General features: G+C 45.4%; 9 protein-coding genes, 3 tRNA genes and 1 pseudogene. 6 read left to right on the top strand and 7 right to left on the bottom strand.

The features are described 5' to 3' along the window. Positions 1-121: pseudogene (locus tag ACP7AK_RS15050) on the top strand (IS5/IS1182 family transposase); the annotation flags it as partial. Positions 122-251: 130 nt separating this feature from the next. Here ACP7AK_RS15050 and nudC read toward each other — a convergent pair. The 3 genes from nudC to dnaQ all read right to left on the bottom strand — a co-directional run bounded on the left by nudC (position 252) and on the right by dnaQ (position 4,183). After that, entirely contained in the window at positions 252-1,028 is a 777-nt protein-coding gene (gene nudC / locus ACP7AK_RS15045; protein WP_425880189.1) for an NAD(+) diphosphatase, read from the bottom strand. After that, entirely contained in the window at positions 1,028-2,671 is a 1,644-nt protein-coding gene (locus ACP7AK_RS15040) for a chemotaxis protein (protein ID WP_262458150.1), read from the bottom strand. The genes nudC and ACP7AK_RS15040 overlap by 1 nt, the downstream gene beginning before the upstream one ends. Before the next feature lie 126 nt (positions 2,672-2,797). Continuing rightward, positions 2,798-4,183: a DNA polymerase III subunit epsilon gene (dnaQ, locus tag ACP7AK_RS15035; protein WP_310076536.1), complete on the bottom strand. Its 1,386-nt coding sequence runs from the start codon at positions 4,181-4,183 to the stop codon at positions 2,798-2,800. 207 nt (positions 4,184-4,390) lie between these two features. On the opposite strand from dnaQ, the gene ACP7AK_RS15030 reads away from it, so the two are divergent. The 5 genes from ACP7AK_RS15030 to ACP7AK_RS15010 all read left to right on the top strand — a co-directional run bounded on the left by ACP7AK_RS15030 (position 4,391) and on the right by ACP7AK_RS15010 (position 12,992). Then, on the top strand, positions 4,391-7,684 hold the full coding sequence (locus ACP7AK_RS15030) for a LysM peptidoglycan-binding domain-containing protein (RefSeq protein WP_425880188.1): 3,294 nt from the start codon (positions 4,391-4,393) through the stop codon (positions 7,682-7,684). A 10-nt stretch (positions 7,685-7,694) separates the two neighbouring features. Further along, positions 7,695-9,536: an extracellular solute-binding protein gene (locus ACP7AK_RS15025; RefSeq protein ID WP_425880187.1), complete on the top strand. Its 1,842-nt coding sequence runs from the start codon at positions 7,695-7,697 to the stop codon at positions 9,534-9,536. Positions 9,537-9,560: 24 nt separating this feature from the next. Beyond that, positions 9,561-10,607 carry a microcin C ABC transporter permease YejB gene (yejB, locus tag ACP7AK_RS15020; RefSeq protein WP_253146170.1) on the top strand — a complete coding sequence of 349 codons (1,047 nt, stop codon included), beginning with the start codon at positions 9,561-9,563 and terminating at the stop codon, positions 10,605-10,607. Next, complete coding sequence (locus tag ACP7AK_RS15015) at positions 10,607-11,617, top strand: ABC transporter permease (protein WP_425880186.1); 1,011 nt, start codon at positions 10,607-10,609, stop codon at positions 11,615-11,617. Before yejB ends, ACP7AK_RS15015 begins: the two co-directional genes overlap by 1 nt. A gap of 130 nt (positions 11,618-11,747) precedes the next feature. Beyond that, positions 11,748-12,992 carry an NADH:flavin oxidoreductase/NADH oxidase family protein gene (locus ACP7AK_RS15010; protein WP_425880185.1) on the top strand — a complete coding sequence of 415 codons (1,245 nt, stop codon included), beginning with the start codon at positions 11,748-11,750 and terminating at the stop codon, positions 12,990-12,992. 64 nt (positions 12,993-13,056) lie between these two features. Here the strand turns inward: ACP7AK_RS15010 and ACP7AK_RS15005 are convergent, their stop codons facing one another. The 4 genes from ACP7AK_RS15005 to ACP7AK_RS14990 all read right to left on the bottom strand — a co-directional run bounded on the left by ACP7AK_RS15005 (position 13,057) and on the right by ACP7AK_RS14990 (position 15,084). Further along, positions 13,057-14,478, bottom strand: coding sequence for an iron-containing redox enzyme family protein (locus tag ACP7AK_RS15005; protein ID WP_425880184.1), 1,422 nt, complete (start codon positions 14,476-14,478; stop codon positions 13,057-13,059). Positions 14,479-14,786: 308 nt separating this feature from the next. Then, positions 14,787-14,862, bottom strand: a tRNA-Glu gene (locus tag ACP7AK_RS15000). A 46-nt stretch (positions 14,863-14,908) separates the two neighbouring features. Continuing rightward, a tRNA-Glu gene (locus tag ACP7AK_RS14995) sits at positions 14,909-14,984 on the bottom strand. 24 nt (positions 14,985-15,008) lie between these two features. Next, a tRNA-Glu gene (locus tag ACP7AK_RS14990) sits at positions 15,009-15,084 on the bottom strand. Between the last annotated feature and the right edge of the window lie 221 nt (positions 15,085-15,305).

Here is a 15,305-nt window from a genome sequence, read left to right as displayed (position 1 = left end):
CAGGCATTTAGTTGAAAATATGTTTTGTAGATTAAAGCAATTTAGAGGAATAGCTACTCGATATGACAAGCTCAAAAGAAATTATCAAAGTTCTGTTGCTTTAGCCTGTATATTTTTATAGCTACCTTTATAGGGTTAATTATGAACAGTAAATGTCAACAGACCCTAAGCAATAGATAAAAAAGAATCCAGTGGATGATCTCCCCTGGATTCTTTTTTAAGCCGTTGAGCTAAATCTTTCGAGTGCAGATTTATAGCCAGGTCTTGGTGTCGTCTGAGACTGCCGTACCTTGAGTCACATGCATGATCATGGCATGGGCAATACTGCCTTTAAACGGAATTTCAGGCAGCTGATCGAATTTAAAGAATTGCGCATCGCTAATTTCTTCTTCCTGCAGCTGTAGCTCACCACCAGCATATTCTGCCTTGAAGGCAATCATCAGGTTACTTGGGAAAGGCCAGGGCTGGCTGGCCAGATACTGGATATTTTTGAGATGCAGACCGACTTCTTCCAGCGTTTCACGACGTACTGCATCTTCCAGCGTTTCACCCACTTCAACGAAACCGGCAATCAGTCCATACATCTGGCTTTTAGTATTACGTGCATTTTTGGCCAGCAGAATCTCGTCTTCACCTTTGGTAATAACAGTAATAACGCAAGGCTGTACCCGTGGATATTGCCGGTAGTTGCAGGATGGGCAGACCATGGCATATTCAACAGCATGCGCTTCAGTCGCTGTACCGCAATGACTACAGAACTTATGGTTACGACGCCATTCTAAAAGTTGTACTGCGCGGCTGGCCTGTTCGAATTGCTGGGTATTCCAGAACTGTAACAGCTGACGGATGGGAACCAGTTGCAAGCCTGCAGGAATCGGCTCATCGGGAAGAAGATCACGGGCAATCACCTGATCACCCGTGTGGAGTAGCAAATCACTTGCTAAGGCTTCAACCCGTGGAAGTTGAAAGTGTTGATCGACCAGCAGTTGCTGTTGTTGAAAAATATAAGCAAGTGATAATTTGGACATTAGGCAACTATTTTGAGTTTCTCACTACTGTCCAATGCTACCTGAAACATCGCCTGTAATACAGGCTGTTTGTTCTTTAAGTTATCAATCATCATGTCGGCACTGGCCAGGGTGTCTAAAGCACGATGAATTTCTTCCGGACTTAATGCAATCGACAGATCAATACGGTTCTTGATGAATTCTGCAGTGGTGGTGAATGCAGTACGAACATGTTCTGCATTCAGGAACAGCATCGCGCCGCCAATCTCGCAAAACTGTACAGGAACAGGTTCGAGGGCAGTCAAGTCATGATCTTGCAGGTAATTGCTGAGAATCTGGCTAGAAAGCTCGATCAGGGCCTTGGTTTCTGTGAGTAAAGCAGCGTGTGCTTCATCCAGACGGTCCAGAGAAATATTCATGTTGTTGACGCGCAGCTGCAAGCGGCTCGAAGTGTGATGACGTTCCAGTACGCCAATCGAGTTCATGGCAGACAGAATGACATTCATCAACTGCTGGGCAAAGCTGGCATCCTGCATAATCTCGGGCTGGCTCAGTGAAGCAGCCTGACGGGTCAGGTCATGATAGGCTTCATTCAGGTTCAACACCTTGAAGATATTGGCCAAACTATTCAGTTGAGCCTGTAATTCCTGAGTCTTTTCAGGCGTCATATTCTGATAGTTGAACTCGATGTCATTACGAATCTGTGCCATTTCCGTGGTCACCAACTCGCTGATGGTATGCATGGTTTCAAAGTCAGGACCATACAGGTGGCGACTGAAGACCTGTAATTGCATATCGGTCAGTAGGTCATCGCCAACATTGAGCTGGCTACGGATAGATTGCGCAGTTTCATCTTCCTGACTGATACATAGGCTGAGCACATTGGCCAGATCAGCCAGCGAAGCCTTGAAGCTGTCTGCCGAGCTAAAATACTGTGCCATGTTGCGCTCAATGCTCACCAAGGTGCGTAGACGTGGCTCATTAATCAGCAGGTGCTCAATATTGTTTAACGCGACATATACCAGATTCCAGTACTGCTTGCTGTCATGTTGTTCTGCAAGTCCGGCCAGATAAGCCCCCACCAGTTTGATGGCTTGCAAATCCAGTTCACTTTCTTCCTGATTGATCAGCTTGTTGAGTGACAGCTTATACAGACGGTGTACATATTGGGATTTTTCCAGACTTGGTGCCTGTGGCAGCGCAAAATCAGGAGTGACGCAATCTAATAGCGATTCTACATGCTGGCCTTCAGTCGTCAGTGGTTTACCCAAAGCCAGTTCCAGACGGTTCAGGGTATCCAGCAAAAACTGTGGAATTTTCACTTCACGCAAACAGATAAATTCGATATAGCGTTTCAGCATGGTGGTGCCTTCACTCAAGGCGATCACTTCTTGAGTATTAACCTGCGCCGGATTCCCCATAATCTTGCGCATTAATTCTGCTGAATATTGAGCGACTTTTGCCAGACTGGACATGTCGATGAGTGCCAGAACCTGGGCGCATTGTTCGAACTGATTTAATGCATCATCAATACCAAAAGGTAAAGTCTGGTCTTCTACCAAGGTGCTTACTGCTGATTCGACTAACTTGATCGAGTTATCAACCTCATTTTTTATTATCAGTAAAGCTGTTGGATCAAAATGTATAGAGGTTTGGTAAGACATGATCTGCACCTTTCCTGGAGTATTATCTATATATGAGCCCCCGCTTTAAACTACGGGGCCTCTTTGTATTTACTATAACTGAAGAACGATAGTTTTAAACCTAAAGTATCCCCGGAAATGTAGATTTTATTTTGCGAAAAGGCAAGCAGTTCCATGTTTTTCTTCGAATTGTTTGACCCAATTCTCATGTTCCTGCAATTCCTGTTCTGACGGAAGAATCACCGGCAATTCAATTTCAACTCTGGCCATCCCTGAACGGCTGTTCTGGTCTTCAGACTGAGACAGGGCATCGATATCAAAAGACACTTGTCCACCGGTCATCGCCAGATAAACATCCGACAGGATTTCCGCATCAAGCAAGGCACCGTGGAAAGTACGGTCGCGTTGTGGAATCTCGTAACGGCGCACTAAGGCATCCAGCGAATTTTTCTGCCCGGGATGTTTGGACTTGGCTAATGCCAGGGTATCGGTGACTTCACAAACCTCGGAGAGCGCTTTAAAACCTGCGCGCTTGAATTCCATATCCAGGAAGTTCATATCGAAAGTCGCGTTATGCGCAATAATTTCTGCGCCGTGTAAATAGTCAAACAGCACTTGAGAAATTTCTTCAAACAGCGGTTTGTCTTGCAGGAATTCATCGGTGATCCCGTGGACATTCACGGAATCGCCGACCGGTGTTTTCGGATTGATATAGATATGAATCGAGCTGCCGGTCAGTTTGCGGTTAATCATTTCCAGCGCGCCGACTTCAATAATCCGGTCACCATCCTGATAATAAAAACCGGTGGTTTCAGTATCCAGAATCAGTTGTCGTGGGCCATGCAGCTGTAGCTTTGCTGGTGTAATGACAATTTGCGGATGTAGCTCAGTCGAGGCAGATGCGTCTGAAGATGAAGCATCTTTATTGCTGTCCGTTGCTAAAACTTCAGTCTGTACAATTTCTTCAACAGTCACTTCGATGATTTCTTCCGGCAGGTCTTCCAGCTCTTCTTCACTCTCAGCCAGATCCAGACCGAAAGGATCGTCTAGCAACCAGTCGGGTTCAGATTTTTTTTTATCTTCAGACATTGAAGGGCTTTGCTTGGATTTTTTCAGGGTTTCATCAGCACCCAGATTGGCCAGCTGATCGGCCATTTCATTGCCCGGATGTCCGGCATGACCTTTGACCCAGTGCCATTCGATGTCACGTCCCTGACAGACTTCATCGAGCTTTTGCCACAGATCCGGATTTTTGACGTCTTTCCAGTTTTTCTTTTTCCAGCCGTGAATCCATTCGGTAATGCCTTGTTTGACATACTTGGAATCGGTATAGATCACCAGTTTGTCTTGCTTGTCACAGAACAGAATCCCTTCAATCGCAGCCGTCAGTTCCATGCGGTTATTGGTAGTATGATCTTCACCGCCATAAATTTTGTGTTCTTGTTGGCCATTAACAATGTACGCACCCCAGCCGCCTAAACCCGGGTTGCCGCGACAGGCGCCATCAACATAAAGTGTGATAGTGTGTGACATAGATTAAATCCGATCAAAATAGAACAAGCTGGAAGGCTTATTGTATAGCGCAAATGCAGTCGATCAATCTATATGTCCGGGATTTTTTAATTTCTTGTAACATTTAACGTGAAATCGCGGTAAATTATTGGCTTGAGTCTTCGACATGCTTCACTACAATGGCATATCTAAAAAATAAATTTATATACGAGTTGTTTGGATTTCTTTATGTATAAACCAACCGCAATTTTGTGGCAGCCGACATTACCTACATTTTTAAAATATTCTGTACTGGGAACTGCGCTTGCTTCTCTAGGACTGACGGGCTGTTCATCTACACAAAGTGCGACCCAAACAGCATCAAGCAAGCAGGTTGGATCACAATATCTGGATGCCAGTAGTCTGGATGGACTCGAAGATTTACTCTCTGCAACGGATATGCGTGCAGTCGAAGGCGACCGTTTACAGATTCTGAAACATGGTGATGTCTGGAAACGCATGACCGTAGGTTTCAAGATGGACTTAAGTGTCTGGAATCCGCGGATTGATGCGCAGCGTGGCTGGTTTATTTCACGTCAGCCTTATCTGGATCGTTTAAGTGCGCGTGCATCACGTTATTTATATTACACAGTAAAAGAAGCAGAACGCCGTGGCATGCCGACCGAGTTGGCACTGTTACCGATTATTGAAAGTTCTTATGACCCGGCAGCGACCAGTAGTGCGGCGGCAGCAGGTTTATGGCAGTTTATTCCAAGTACCGGCCGCATTTATGGTTTAAAGCAGACTTCTTTATACGATGGTCGTCGTGATGTGGTGGAATCGACCCGTGCAGCCTATGAATTTTTAGGCAGTCTGTATAACCAGTTTGGTTCCTGGGAATTGGCGCTCGCTTCTTATAATGCCGGCCCAGGCCGTATCCAGCAGGCAATTAACCGTAACAAAGCTGCAGGTCTGCCCACCGATTATTGGTCCTTGAAACTGCCACAAGAAACCATGAGCTATGTGCCACGTTTTCTGGCAGTTGCACAAATTATTAAAAATCCGGGCAGTTATGGGGTGAGTTTGCCACCGATTGCCAACCGTCCGCATTTCCGTGAAGTACCGGTCGGTGTTGCCAGTTTAAATGAAATTGCAGCCATCACTGGTCTAAGCCGTGCAGAACTGTATCAATTAAACCCGGGTCATCGTGGTGATCATATTGATCCTGCAAGTCCGCGCCGTATTCTGATTCCAGCTGACCTAAGTCCTTCAGTCGATGAGAAGCTGAAAAAATTATCCGGCTCAGGCGGTTTATGGGCGAGTAACACGAGCAGCCTGCCGCGAAATACGACGACAGTGGTGCCCACCAGAGCTGCACCGCCAGAATTAAATACGAAAACGATTACGCCTTCTAAACAGACTCCGCCAGCGGTTGTTAGTAATCAGCCTGTAACGACCGTTGCTAAAACAACGACTCCGGCGAAAGCTGCAAGTACGCCATCTGTCGTCACAGCAGCGGTAAGTACCGCGACAACGGCCAATACTGTAACGAAGACTACGAAAAAGATTTCGACACCTAAAGGCTCATCTGCTTTAGCCAGTTTTGCGGCACAAAGTGATTTGCCAATTCCAAGTGCGCCGCGTATTCCGGTAGCTGTAACACCTGCAGCGCCAGCGAAACAAATTCAGGTCGAACCACCGATTTCTGCAGCTGAGCGTCAACAAGTTCAGCAGGCGGTCATCGCACAGGATATTCAGAAAACTGTAGATGAAATTCTGCAGCCTGTCGCAACACCGGCAGAACAGGCCCAAGTGGTTGAAGAGCTGAAAGCATTGGCGCCGGCTGGCACAGAAATTGTTGATCCTTATGATGGCAAAATCAAGCTGACTGCCATTCAAACCAGCCTGTCTGTGGCTGAGCAGCAAGGTAAAGAACTGACAAAAGGCTTCTCTTATCCAAAAGAAGTTGCTGACAATACCACTGCGAATTCGGTTGAAGCCCAGCTGAATCAGGGCAAAAATTACGTCAAGACTGATTCTGAAGTGGTGGTGGTTGCTCCAAAAGGCAAACGCAGTACCTATAAGGTGTTACCAGGTGATAATCTGGCAATGATTGCGGCTAAAAATGGGGTGAACTGGCGTGATGTGGCGAAATGGAACCAGATTGATCCAAATTCTCCGCTGTATGTGGGTACCACCATTTATCTGTATGATGCCAAACCGGTACAGGAAGCCAGCAAAGCCAAAGAAAAGCCGGAAACTTATGTGGTTCAGGCCAATGACTCTCTGACTAGCGTAGCGAATCAGTTTGGTTTTAGCGTGAAACAACTGGCTGATTTTAATGGACTGAGTACCAATAGCGGTCTGTTTGTTGGGCAAAAGCTGTCACTGAAAGAAACGGTTGCCTCTAAATCTAAAGCTGAAGAGATTAAAAAAGCTGAAACTGCCAAGGTTCAGACCAAATCTTATACGGTGAAACGCGGTGAATATCTGAAACTGATTGCCGATCGTTACGGGCTTTCAAATACCGAACTGGCATCATTAACGTCGGGTCTGACTGCCGGTAGCAGTCTGATGGTGGGACAGAAAATCAATGTACCACTTCAGGAAGTTGAAGGGCTAACGGCATCTAGCCAGAAAACTGAGCAGAAGTTTGAAAATGTCAAAGTCGATCAGACTGCGACTGAAAACTATCAGGTCAAACGCGGTGAAACCCTGTATAGCATTGCCAGTCAAAGCATGCTGAGTGTTTCTGAACTGGCTGTATTGAATGGGTTGTCTGCCAATAGTGGTTTACGTATAGGTCAGACCATCAAGATTCCAGCCGGCAGTCAGATCCCTGAAACCTATACGGTTCAAGCGGGTGATACGCTGACCGGTATTGCCGCAAAATACAATCTGTCAATGGACCAGGTGGCGAGCCTGAATAGCATGTCACGTAATGCCGGCTTGCGTGTGGGACAGCGCCTGAAACTCAGTGGTGAAGTTGCTGAACCGGTACGTGAAGTGGTTGCTGAAACTGCGACGAAGAATACAAAATCGGATTCGCATGTGGTGAAGTCAGGTGAAACCTTAAGTTCTATTGCACGTCAGTATCATTTACAACTGAAATATCTGGCAGATTTAAATGGCCTGAATACCAATAGTACGGTGCGTATTGGTCAGCGTTTAAAAATTGAGGGTGACTTTCCGGTAGATAAAAAAGTTGAAGATGTGAAAGTGGCAACTAAGCCTGTAGCTTCTAAGGCAACTGAATCCTATACCGTTAAATCAGGCGAATCCCTGAATGCAATCGCCAGCCGTTTAGGCATAAGCGTGACCGACTTGGCTCAATTAAATAATCTAAGTCCACGCGCAGGATTAAGGGTCAGTCAAACCATTCAGATTCCAAAACTGGTGACTGATTATAAAGTCAAACGCGGTGATACCTTAATCGGTCTGGCTTCACGCTATGGTATGAACAGCAATGAACTGGCGGAAATGAATGATCTCAAACCGAATACGCAATTGCGTATTGGCGATGTGATTAAAGTACCGAATTAATGAATGGATCATGAGATTCGCTCATTTATTTAAAACTTTCAGGTTTATCTGGCTAGCCCCGCTGCTCGTGAGTAGCAGTTGGGCAGCCCTGATCACCACCCCATATATCGCGCTATATAACCAGCCGAAATATGCCCAGGCCAAATCCCTGCCTTATGCCAATCCGCAAGCAACGAAAGGCGGTACGCTGATTCTAGCAGCTGATGGCAGTTTCGATAATTTAAACAGCATGAATGGCAAGGGCAATGTCACTGAAGGGGGCAACTATATTTTTGACAGTTTGCTGTCCAAGTCACTGGATGAGCCCGGTGTGTACTATCCCTTGCTGGCGGAAAAAGTCAGTTTTGACCCCAAGAAAACCGCCTTTATTATTTTTCATTTAAATCCGAAAGCACGGTTTAGTAATGGCCAGCCGGTAACTGCACAAGATGTCAAATACAGTTTTGAACTGTTTCAGACCCAGTCCAATTTTGGCCTGCAGATGTATTTGGCTGATTTAAACCGGCTGGAAGTCCTGTCACCTTTACAGGTCAAAATGCATTTTAAATCCGGACATAATCCGGAAATGGCGATGATTGTCGCGCAGATGCCCATTTATTCTAAACAGGAATGGCAAAAGCGTAATTTTAAAGAATTGACGTTGAAACCGATGCTGGGTTCAGGGCCTTATGTCATTGAACACATAGATGCTGGACGTAGTATTAGCTATAAACGCAATCCCCGATATTGGGGCAAAGACTTGATGGTCAACCGCGGGCGTTATAATTTTGACCGGATCAAGTATCGTTATTATCGTAGCCCTGAAATCAAGTTCGAAGCTTTCAAGTCGGGCCAATTTACCTTGCATGAGGAAAAACAGGTCAACCGTTGGGTGAAAGACTACCAATTTCCTGCCGTTCGGCAAGGACAGGTGCAGCGTTACCGCTTTCAGCATCACAACCCGATTCCGACCCAGAGTCTGATATTCAATACCCGCCGTCAGCCTTTTGCCGATATCCGTTTCCGGCAAGCCTTGAGTTTTGCCTATGACTTTGAATGGCTGAATAAAGCCATGTTCTATGGTGAATATCAGCGCCTGAACAGCTTTTTTTCCAATAGCGAGCTGGCATCTCATGGACGGCCAAGTGTTCAAGAACTGCACATTTTAAAACCCCATTTAAAGCAGCTTGATCAGGTTCAACGTCAGGCGGTACTTAAGGACTGGAAATATCCTCAGTCAGATGCCTCCGGTTTTAACCGGAACAATCTGTTAAAGGCCCGTCAATTGCTATTAAAGGCAGGCTATCGTTATCAACAGGGGAAGTTGGTCAATGCTGCGGGTCAACCGGTACAGATTGAGTTCCTGTTGCATCAGGCAGAACAGCAGCGTGATCTGATGCCATATCTACGTCATTTAAAACGCTTGGGCATTCAGGCCAGCATTCGTATGGTAGAAACCGCGCAATATTATGAACGGCTGCGGAATTATCAGTTTGATATGATTGTTGATACCATGCCGCAATCCCTGACACCGGGGCAGGAGCAGAAACAGTTCTGGGGCAGTCAGGCCGCAGCGCAGTCAGGTAATTATAATTATGCCGGTATTCGAAATCCGGCCATTGATGGAGTCATTCAGCAGGTGACTCAAGCTCAAAACCGTGAACAGCTGGTGAATAGTACCCGAGCATTAGACCGTTTACTGCGAGCAGGCTATTATCATATTCTGACTTATGGTACGGGCGAATACTGGTATGCTTACTGGAATATGTATCAGCAGCCGCAACGAAAACCTAAACTCTCCGCCGGGATTGATTACTGGTGGGTCGATGCAGAAAAGGCCAGACATGTGGCTGATTATTTCAAACAGCATTAAGCTCCAAGCCTATCAGGGAGTGCCATGAGCACTTATATTCTCAAACGTCTGTTGCTGATGATTCCAACCTTGCTGATCATTTTGCTGATCAATTTCATGGTGATCCAGCTGGCACCCGGTGGTCCGGTGGAGCAGGCGATTTATCAGGCGCAACAGGTCAATGGTTTGGCGCATACCGGATTGCAGTATCAGGGAAAGCAAGGCCTCACACCGGAGATGCTTGAGCAGATTAATATCCAGTACGGCTTTGACCAGCCGCTGCATATTCGATTTTGGGAAATGCTAACGCGTTATGCGCAGTTTGATCTGGGGCAGAGTTTTTTCAAAGACAAACCTGTGACTGAACTCATCTGGGAAAAATTGCCAGTATCGCTTTCTTTAGGCCTGTGGAGTACCTTGCTGATTTATCTGGTCTCCATTCCTTTAGGGATTAGAAAAGCCCGAAAACATGGCAGTCTGTTTGATCAGACTACCTCTCTAGTGTTGGCAGTAGGCTATGCCATTCCAGCCTTTATTTTTGCCATTTTACTCATCGTATTTTTTGCTGGTGGGTCTTATCTGCACTGGTTTCCCTTGCAGGGAATTCGCTCTGAAAATTTTGCTGAACTCTCATTCTTTGCGAAAATTCAGGATTATTTCTGGCATATGGCCTTGCCGCTGTTGGCCATGGTGCTTGGCGGATTTGCCAGTTTGACCTATCTGGTCAAATTTTCCTTTGTAGAAGAGCTGACTAAGCAATATGTCTTGGCTGCGCGGGCCAAAGGTTTAACTGAACATGCAGTGCTGTATCGGCATGTATTCCGGAATGCCATTTTAGTGCTTATCGCAGGTTTGCCTGAAGTTCTGATCGGGGTGTTTTTTGTGGGAAACCTGTTTATCGAGATTATCTTTAATCTGGATGGCTTGGGTGTTTTAGGCTTTGAGGCGATTATTCAGCGTGACTATCCGGTGATTTTTGGTACTTTGTTTATTTTTACTTTGCTCGGCCTGATACTGCGTTTACTCAGTGATTTGCTCTATCAACTGATTGATCCAAGGATTCATTTCAGTTCACGTCGAGGATCACAATAATGTCTTCCTTGATGCAAGCACGCTGGCAACGTTTTAAGCAGCATAAGCTGGGCTTTGGCTGCTTTATTATTTTCAGTGCTATTTTCATCATTTCCTTGGGTGCAGAACTGATTGCTAACGATAAGCCCTTGTTGGTGAAATATGATCATGCTTTTTATCTGCCCATCCTGAAATCCTATCCAGAAACCACGTTTGGTGGGGTATTTGAGACAGAAGCAGAATATAAAGATCCCGCTGTACAGCAACTGATTGCAGAAAAGGGCTGGGCGATCTGGCCCATCATTCCGTTTTCCTCTCAAACGCCAAATTTTGAACTGGCTGTACCAGTGCCTTCGCCACCGAGTGCGCAAAACTGGCTGGGAACAGATGATCAGGGCCGTGATGTTCTGGCACGGATTCTATATGGCTTAAGGATTTCATTACTGTTTGGTTTTGCTCTGACTCTATTGTCTGCAGCGTTGGGAATTTTAGTAGGGGCAATTCAGGGTTATTATGGCGGATGGATTGACCTGATCGGGCAACGCATACTCGAAGTCTGGAGTGGTTTACCGATGCTGTTTATGGTGATGGTACTGGTCAGTCTGTTTACTCCGAGTATTTACTGGCTATTTCTGATCATGCTGTTATTTGGCTGGACCACACTGGTGAGTATGGTGCGCGCTGAGTTCTTGCGCGCCAGAAATCTGGAATATGTCTGGGCAGCAAGAAGTATCGGGGCCGGGGATGGACGGATCATGTTCAAACATATTCTTCCCAATGTGATAGGTTCTAGCCTGTCACAGTTACCTTTTATGCTAACCGCCAATATTACTGCACTGACAGCGCTGGATTTTTTAGGGTATGGTCTGCCACCCGATTCGGCATCCCTCGGGGAACTCTTGCTTCAGGCCAAAAACAACTTAAATGCGCCGTGGCTGGCATTGTCGGGATTCTTTAGTTTGGCGATTGTACTGAGTTTGCTGATCTATATGGGAGAAGCGGTACGGGATGCTTTTGATCCAAGAAACTAAATCACAAAAATCTTTAACCATAAGAAAATAAGCAGATAAAAATTGTGTAAATTTGACAAGACTGATTGTCAATTGTTCTGGCTTACGTTATAAACGAGTACAAAATAAAAGTAACGTATCAGGACAGATCATGACTCAATTGGCCGATTCCATTCAAATTCGCAATATCACTTTTAAAAACCGCATCATTAAAGGTGCCATGAGTGAAGCACTGGCCAATGATGCCGGCCAGCCCAATCAGGCACATTTCAAGTTGTATGAAGCATGGGCCGAAGGTGGCTTGGGTTGTGCTATTACGGGTAATGTCATGGTGGATTATCGTGCCAAGAATGAACCGGGCGTCGTAGTGGTAGAAACAGAACGCGATCTGGCGCAGCTTAAAGTCTGGGCCGACGTAGGCAAACAGCATGGCATGGTACAATTGGTCCAGTTGTCGCATCCGGGCCGCCAGTGTCCCAAAGGTCTGAATAAAGAAACGGTTGCACCTTCGGCAGTATCCTTTAGTCCGGCTTTGGCCATGAGCTTTGGAACCCCACGGGAACTGCGCGAAGATGAAATCCTGGATATTATTCAGCGCTTTGCCACTTCGGCTGCCATCTGTGAAAAAGCAGGATTTGAGGGGGTGCAGTTGCATGGGGCACATGGTTATCTGATTAGCCAGTTTCTGTCACCGCTAACCAATAAGCGTCAGGATCAATGGGGTGGTAGTATTGAGAATCGTACCCGTTTTCTGCTGGAAACCTATCAGGCTGTCCGTGCTGCAAGCTCAGAAAATTTCATTATTTCAGTCAAATTGAATTCTGCTGACTTTCAGCGCGGTGGTATAAGTGAAGAAGATGTGATCTATGTCTTTAAGGCGATGGATGCAGCCGGGATTGATATCATTGAAGTATCCGGCGGTAGTTATGAAGCGCCTGCCATGGCTGGTGTAAAAGAAGACAAACGCAAAGCTTCAACCATTGCCCGTGAAGCCTATTTCCTCGATTTTGCCGAAAAAATCCGTCAGGAAGTGAAGTGCCATATCATGGTCACTGGTGGATTCCGAACTGTTGAAGGCATGAATGCCGCGCTTGACAGTGGTGCTTGTGATTTTGTCGGGATTGCACGTCCCTTTGCGGTAGAACCTGACTTGGGCAATCGTCTGGTTGCAGGGCATGATGTACGTTATGCGGTTGAGAAAATTAAAACCGGTATTCCAATGGTCGACAAAATGGCGATTATGGAAATCATCTGGTATGCCGCGCAGTTTAAAGAAATTGCCAAAGGCAAGCAGCCTAATCCAAAGCTGTCACCACTAAAGGTCTTTTTGCAGTATCTGAAAGGCAATGTCAAAGCGGTGATCAAGGGACAATTAAACTCGCGAAAATCGGCTTAATCTTTATTAAAAAACCGGACACTGCAAATGTCCGGTTTTTTAATTTCTGGCACTTAGGGGTGCTTTAGGAATAATGCATCGCCTGGGTCTGAAAAGGAAATAATAACTGGCTTAACTGACGAGTCGCCCATAAACCAATTTCAGTATGATGCATATGCGGTGCAGTATAAGGAATCAGTAAATCAATTTTCTGTTCAGCACCTTCACAGCGTATGAAACGGCTTTTTAACTGATTTAAGCGCTGCTGGTCCATGCGGCTCATTGCAGGTTCAATTTTTGCCTGTGAAGGAGTTGCACTACGTGACGATAGGCGAGTTGCCAAGCCTGCCCCCTGAATCCAGTCTCTAATAATCTGTTTTTCGGTCGCATTAAAGACCCCAAACATTTTACCTTCCGGATGATCTATCATTTTCCAGAAACGGCTTTGTTCCACTGGTGCATCTTTTACGATCCAGCCTTTTTCAATCATGACCTGCAAAAACTCGGCAATCTGGGCAGGATCGGATAACCAGTCATTGATGGTCTTGCCACTAAACTGGCATTTCTGATTATGAATATATTGACCAATCAGCGCTTTATTCTGGAACACTTTTAAAGCCATCTGTTCAATGTCCAGTTCCTTAATAATCTGAGAAGAACTTTTGCCGATGTCATTCAGGACATAGCCTTTTTTAATCAGCTCCAGATAAGTTTCCGGGTTTTCTGCATGATTAAAATGCTGGATAAATGCTTGCAGGGATTTCTGCGCATGACCATTGTGAGCATTATCAATAGTAATGTGCACATTGAAATAATGTGGATCGATACCCAGTTCAGCCAGTTCATAATTGGTGATTAACAGATGCAGCGGTAACTGTTCATAGCCGAGATTAAAGCCAATGACCAAAGGTAGGTATTTGGCCGGGGCATAAGCCAGTGCGAGCTGTACGGCAGCCTGTTCGTAGTAACTGTCATCCAAATGCTCGGCATAACTGTTCAGCTCATAATGACTCAACAGGTCCTGATACATGGTGACATGATTGGCACGCGGATGCCCTAAACCAAGCTCTTCGAGATAGATGTAAATCAAATCTTTCAACTCGGGCTGATTACAGTTTGGCACGGTTGAATACAACCAAGCACCATCGACCAGTTTAACCGGTGCAACTTTCGCCAGGAATTCGAAAGCATGAGAAACCGTCGGAAAATATTCCCGGGGCTGTTGCTGTTTCCGGCGATTGACATAGGTCTGGAAAGTGGCACAGATTTGATGATGTTGTTCTAAAAGATGCTGTTCAACCTGTGGGGGCTGATCTAACCATCCGAGAGTATCAATATTTAAATTTTTAATCAGATCGCTCAAATAAGATTCAGCTTTTTCAGTTTTGGTATATGTCGAAATTTCAGTATCTTGAAAAAAGTCGACCCAATCCTTAAAGCTTTTAATTTGATAATTATGATTTTTATTTGGCGATAAAGGTAAACTTAGCTCTGTGCTGACGAACATAATCTGATCCTTGCAGATTTCTCTTGATTTACCTTAACGTGCCCTCTAAAAGCAGGGTGTTGAATTTTTGTTCTAATTTATTGGTGTATTGCTTTAAATGAAAATGAACGGATATTTCTATGCATAGAAATGTTAAAACAATACAAATTGTAAAATTAAGAATGGGATGGCAGCCCCCAGAAAGAGAGCTAGATTTGAACGAATGATAAAAACAAGGTTTAAAGTTTTCAGAAATAAAATTTGCAAGATAAAAAAAAGCCCGAGTCGCAATGCTCGGGCTTTTTGTTGAGATGTTACCATCTCGAATATGGCGTCCCTACGGGGATTCGAACCCCGGTTACCGCCGTGAAAGGGCGATGTCCTAGGCCTCTAGACGATAGGGACAGTACAGAAGATAAATTTTAAAACCGCTACTTTTAGCTTGAAGTAATGGCGTCCCTACGGGGATTCGAACCCCGGTTACCGCCGTGAAAGGGCGATGTCCTAGGCCTCTAGACGATAGGGACTTAATAAAATGTACTTCTGAAAATTGGCGTCCCTACGGGGATTCGAACCCCGGTTACCGCCGTGAAAGGGCGATGTCCTAGGCCTCTAGACGATAGGGACGTTTCAGAGGTGGGCGTATAATAGGGTGAAAACAGGGGGGTGTCAAACGCATTTCCATAAAAAAAATGATTTTCTGGGTTGAGTGCATAAATTTAAAACAATCTAGGGTGTGTTGACACTTTTAGCTTAAAAAAATAGCGAAGTAGTAAAATCAAATCGCCAAACCCAATTTTACTATTCGCTATGCCTCGTACCATGCTGACAGATCAACACTGGCAAAA

Source organism: Acinetobacter sp. TWP2-2-3 (assembly GCF_049896445.1).
Classification (GTDB): Bacteria; Pseudomonadota; Gammaproteobacteria; order Pseudomonadales; family Moraxellaceae; genus Acinetobacter.
Note: the sequence above shows the minus strand (reverse complement) of the source record. Positions and strands in the feature narration are given on the sequence as shown.

What these genes read in the sequence shown, in the direction of transcription:
- dnaQ (WP_310076536.1), bottom strand. Translation starts at nt 4,183, where the DNA reads ATGTCACACACTATCACACTTTATGTTGATGGCGCCTGTCGCGGCAAC.
- yejB (WP_253146170.1), top strand. Translation starts at nt 9,561, where the DNA reads ATGAGCACTTATATTCTCAAACGTCTGTTGCTGATGATTCCAACCTTG.
- ACP7AK_RS15005 (WP_425880184.1), bottom strand. Translation starts at nt 14,478, where the DNA reads ATGTTCGTCAGCACAGAGCTAAGTTTACCTTTATCGCCAAATAAAAAT.
- ACP7AK_RS15040 (WP_262458150.1), bottom strand. Translation starts at nt 2,671, where the DNA reads ATGTCTTACCAAACCTCTATACATTTTGATCCAACAGCTTTACTGATA.
- ACP7AK_RS15025 (WP_425880187.1), top strand. Translation starts at nt 7,695, where the DNA reads ATGAGATTCGCTCATTTATTTAAAACTTTCAGGTTTATCTGGCTAGCC.
- ACP7AK_RS15015 (WP_425880186.1), top strand. Translation starts at nt 10,607, where the DNA reads ATGTCTTCCTTGATGCAAGCACGCTGGCAACGTTTTAAGCAGCATAAG.
- nudC (WP_425880189.1), bottom strand. Translation starts at nt 1,028, where the DNA reads ATGTCCAAATTATCACTTGCTTATATTTTTCAACAACAGCAACTGCTG.
- ACP7AK_RS15030 (WP_425880188.1), top strand. Translation starts at nt 4,391, where the DNA reads ATGTATAAACCAACCGCAATTTTGTGGCAGCCGACATTACCTACATTT.
- ACP7AK_RS15010 (WP_425880185.1), top strand. Translation starts at nt 11,748, where the DNA reads ATGACTCAATTGGCCGATTCCATTCAAATTCGCAATATCACTTTTAAA.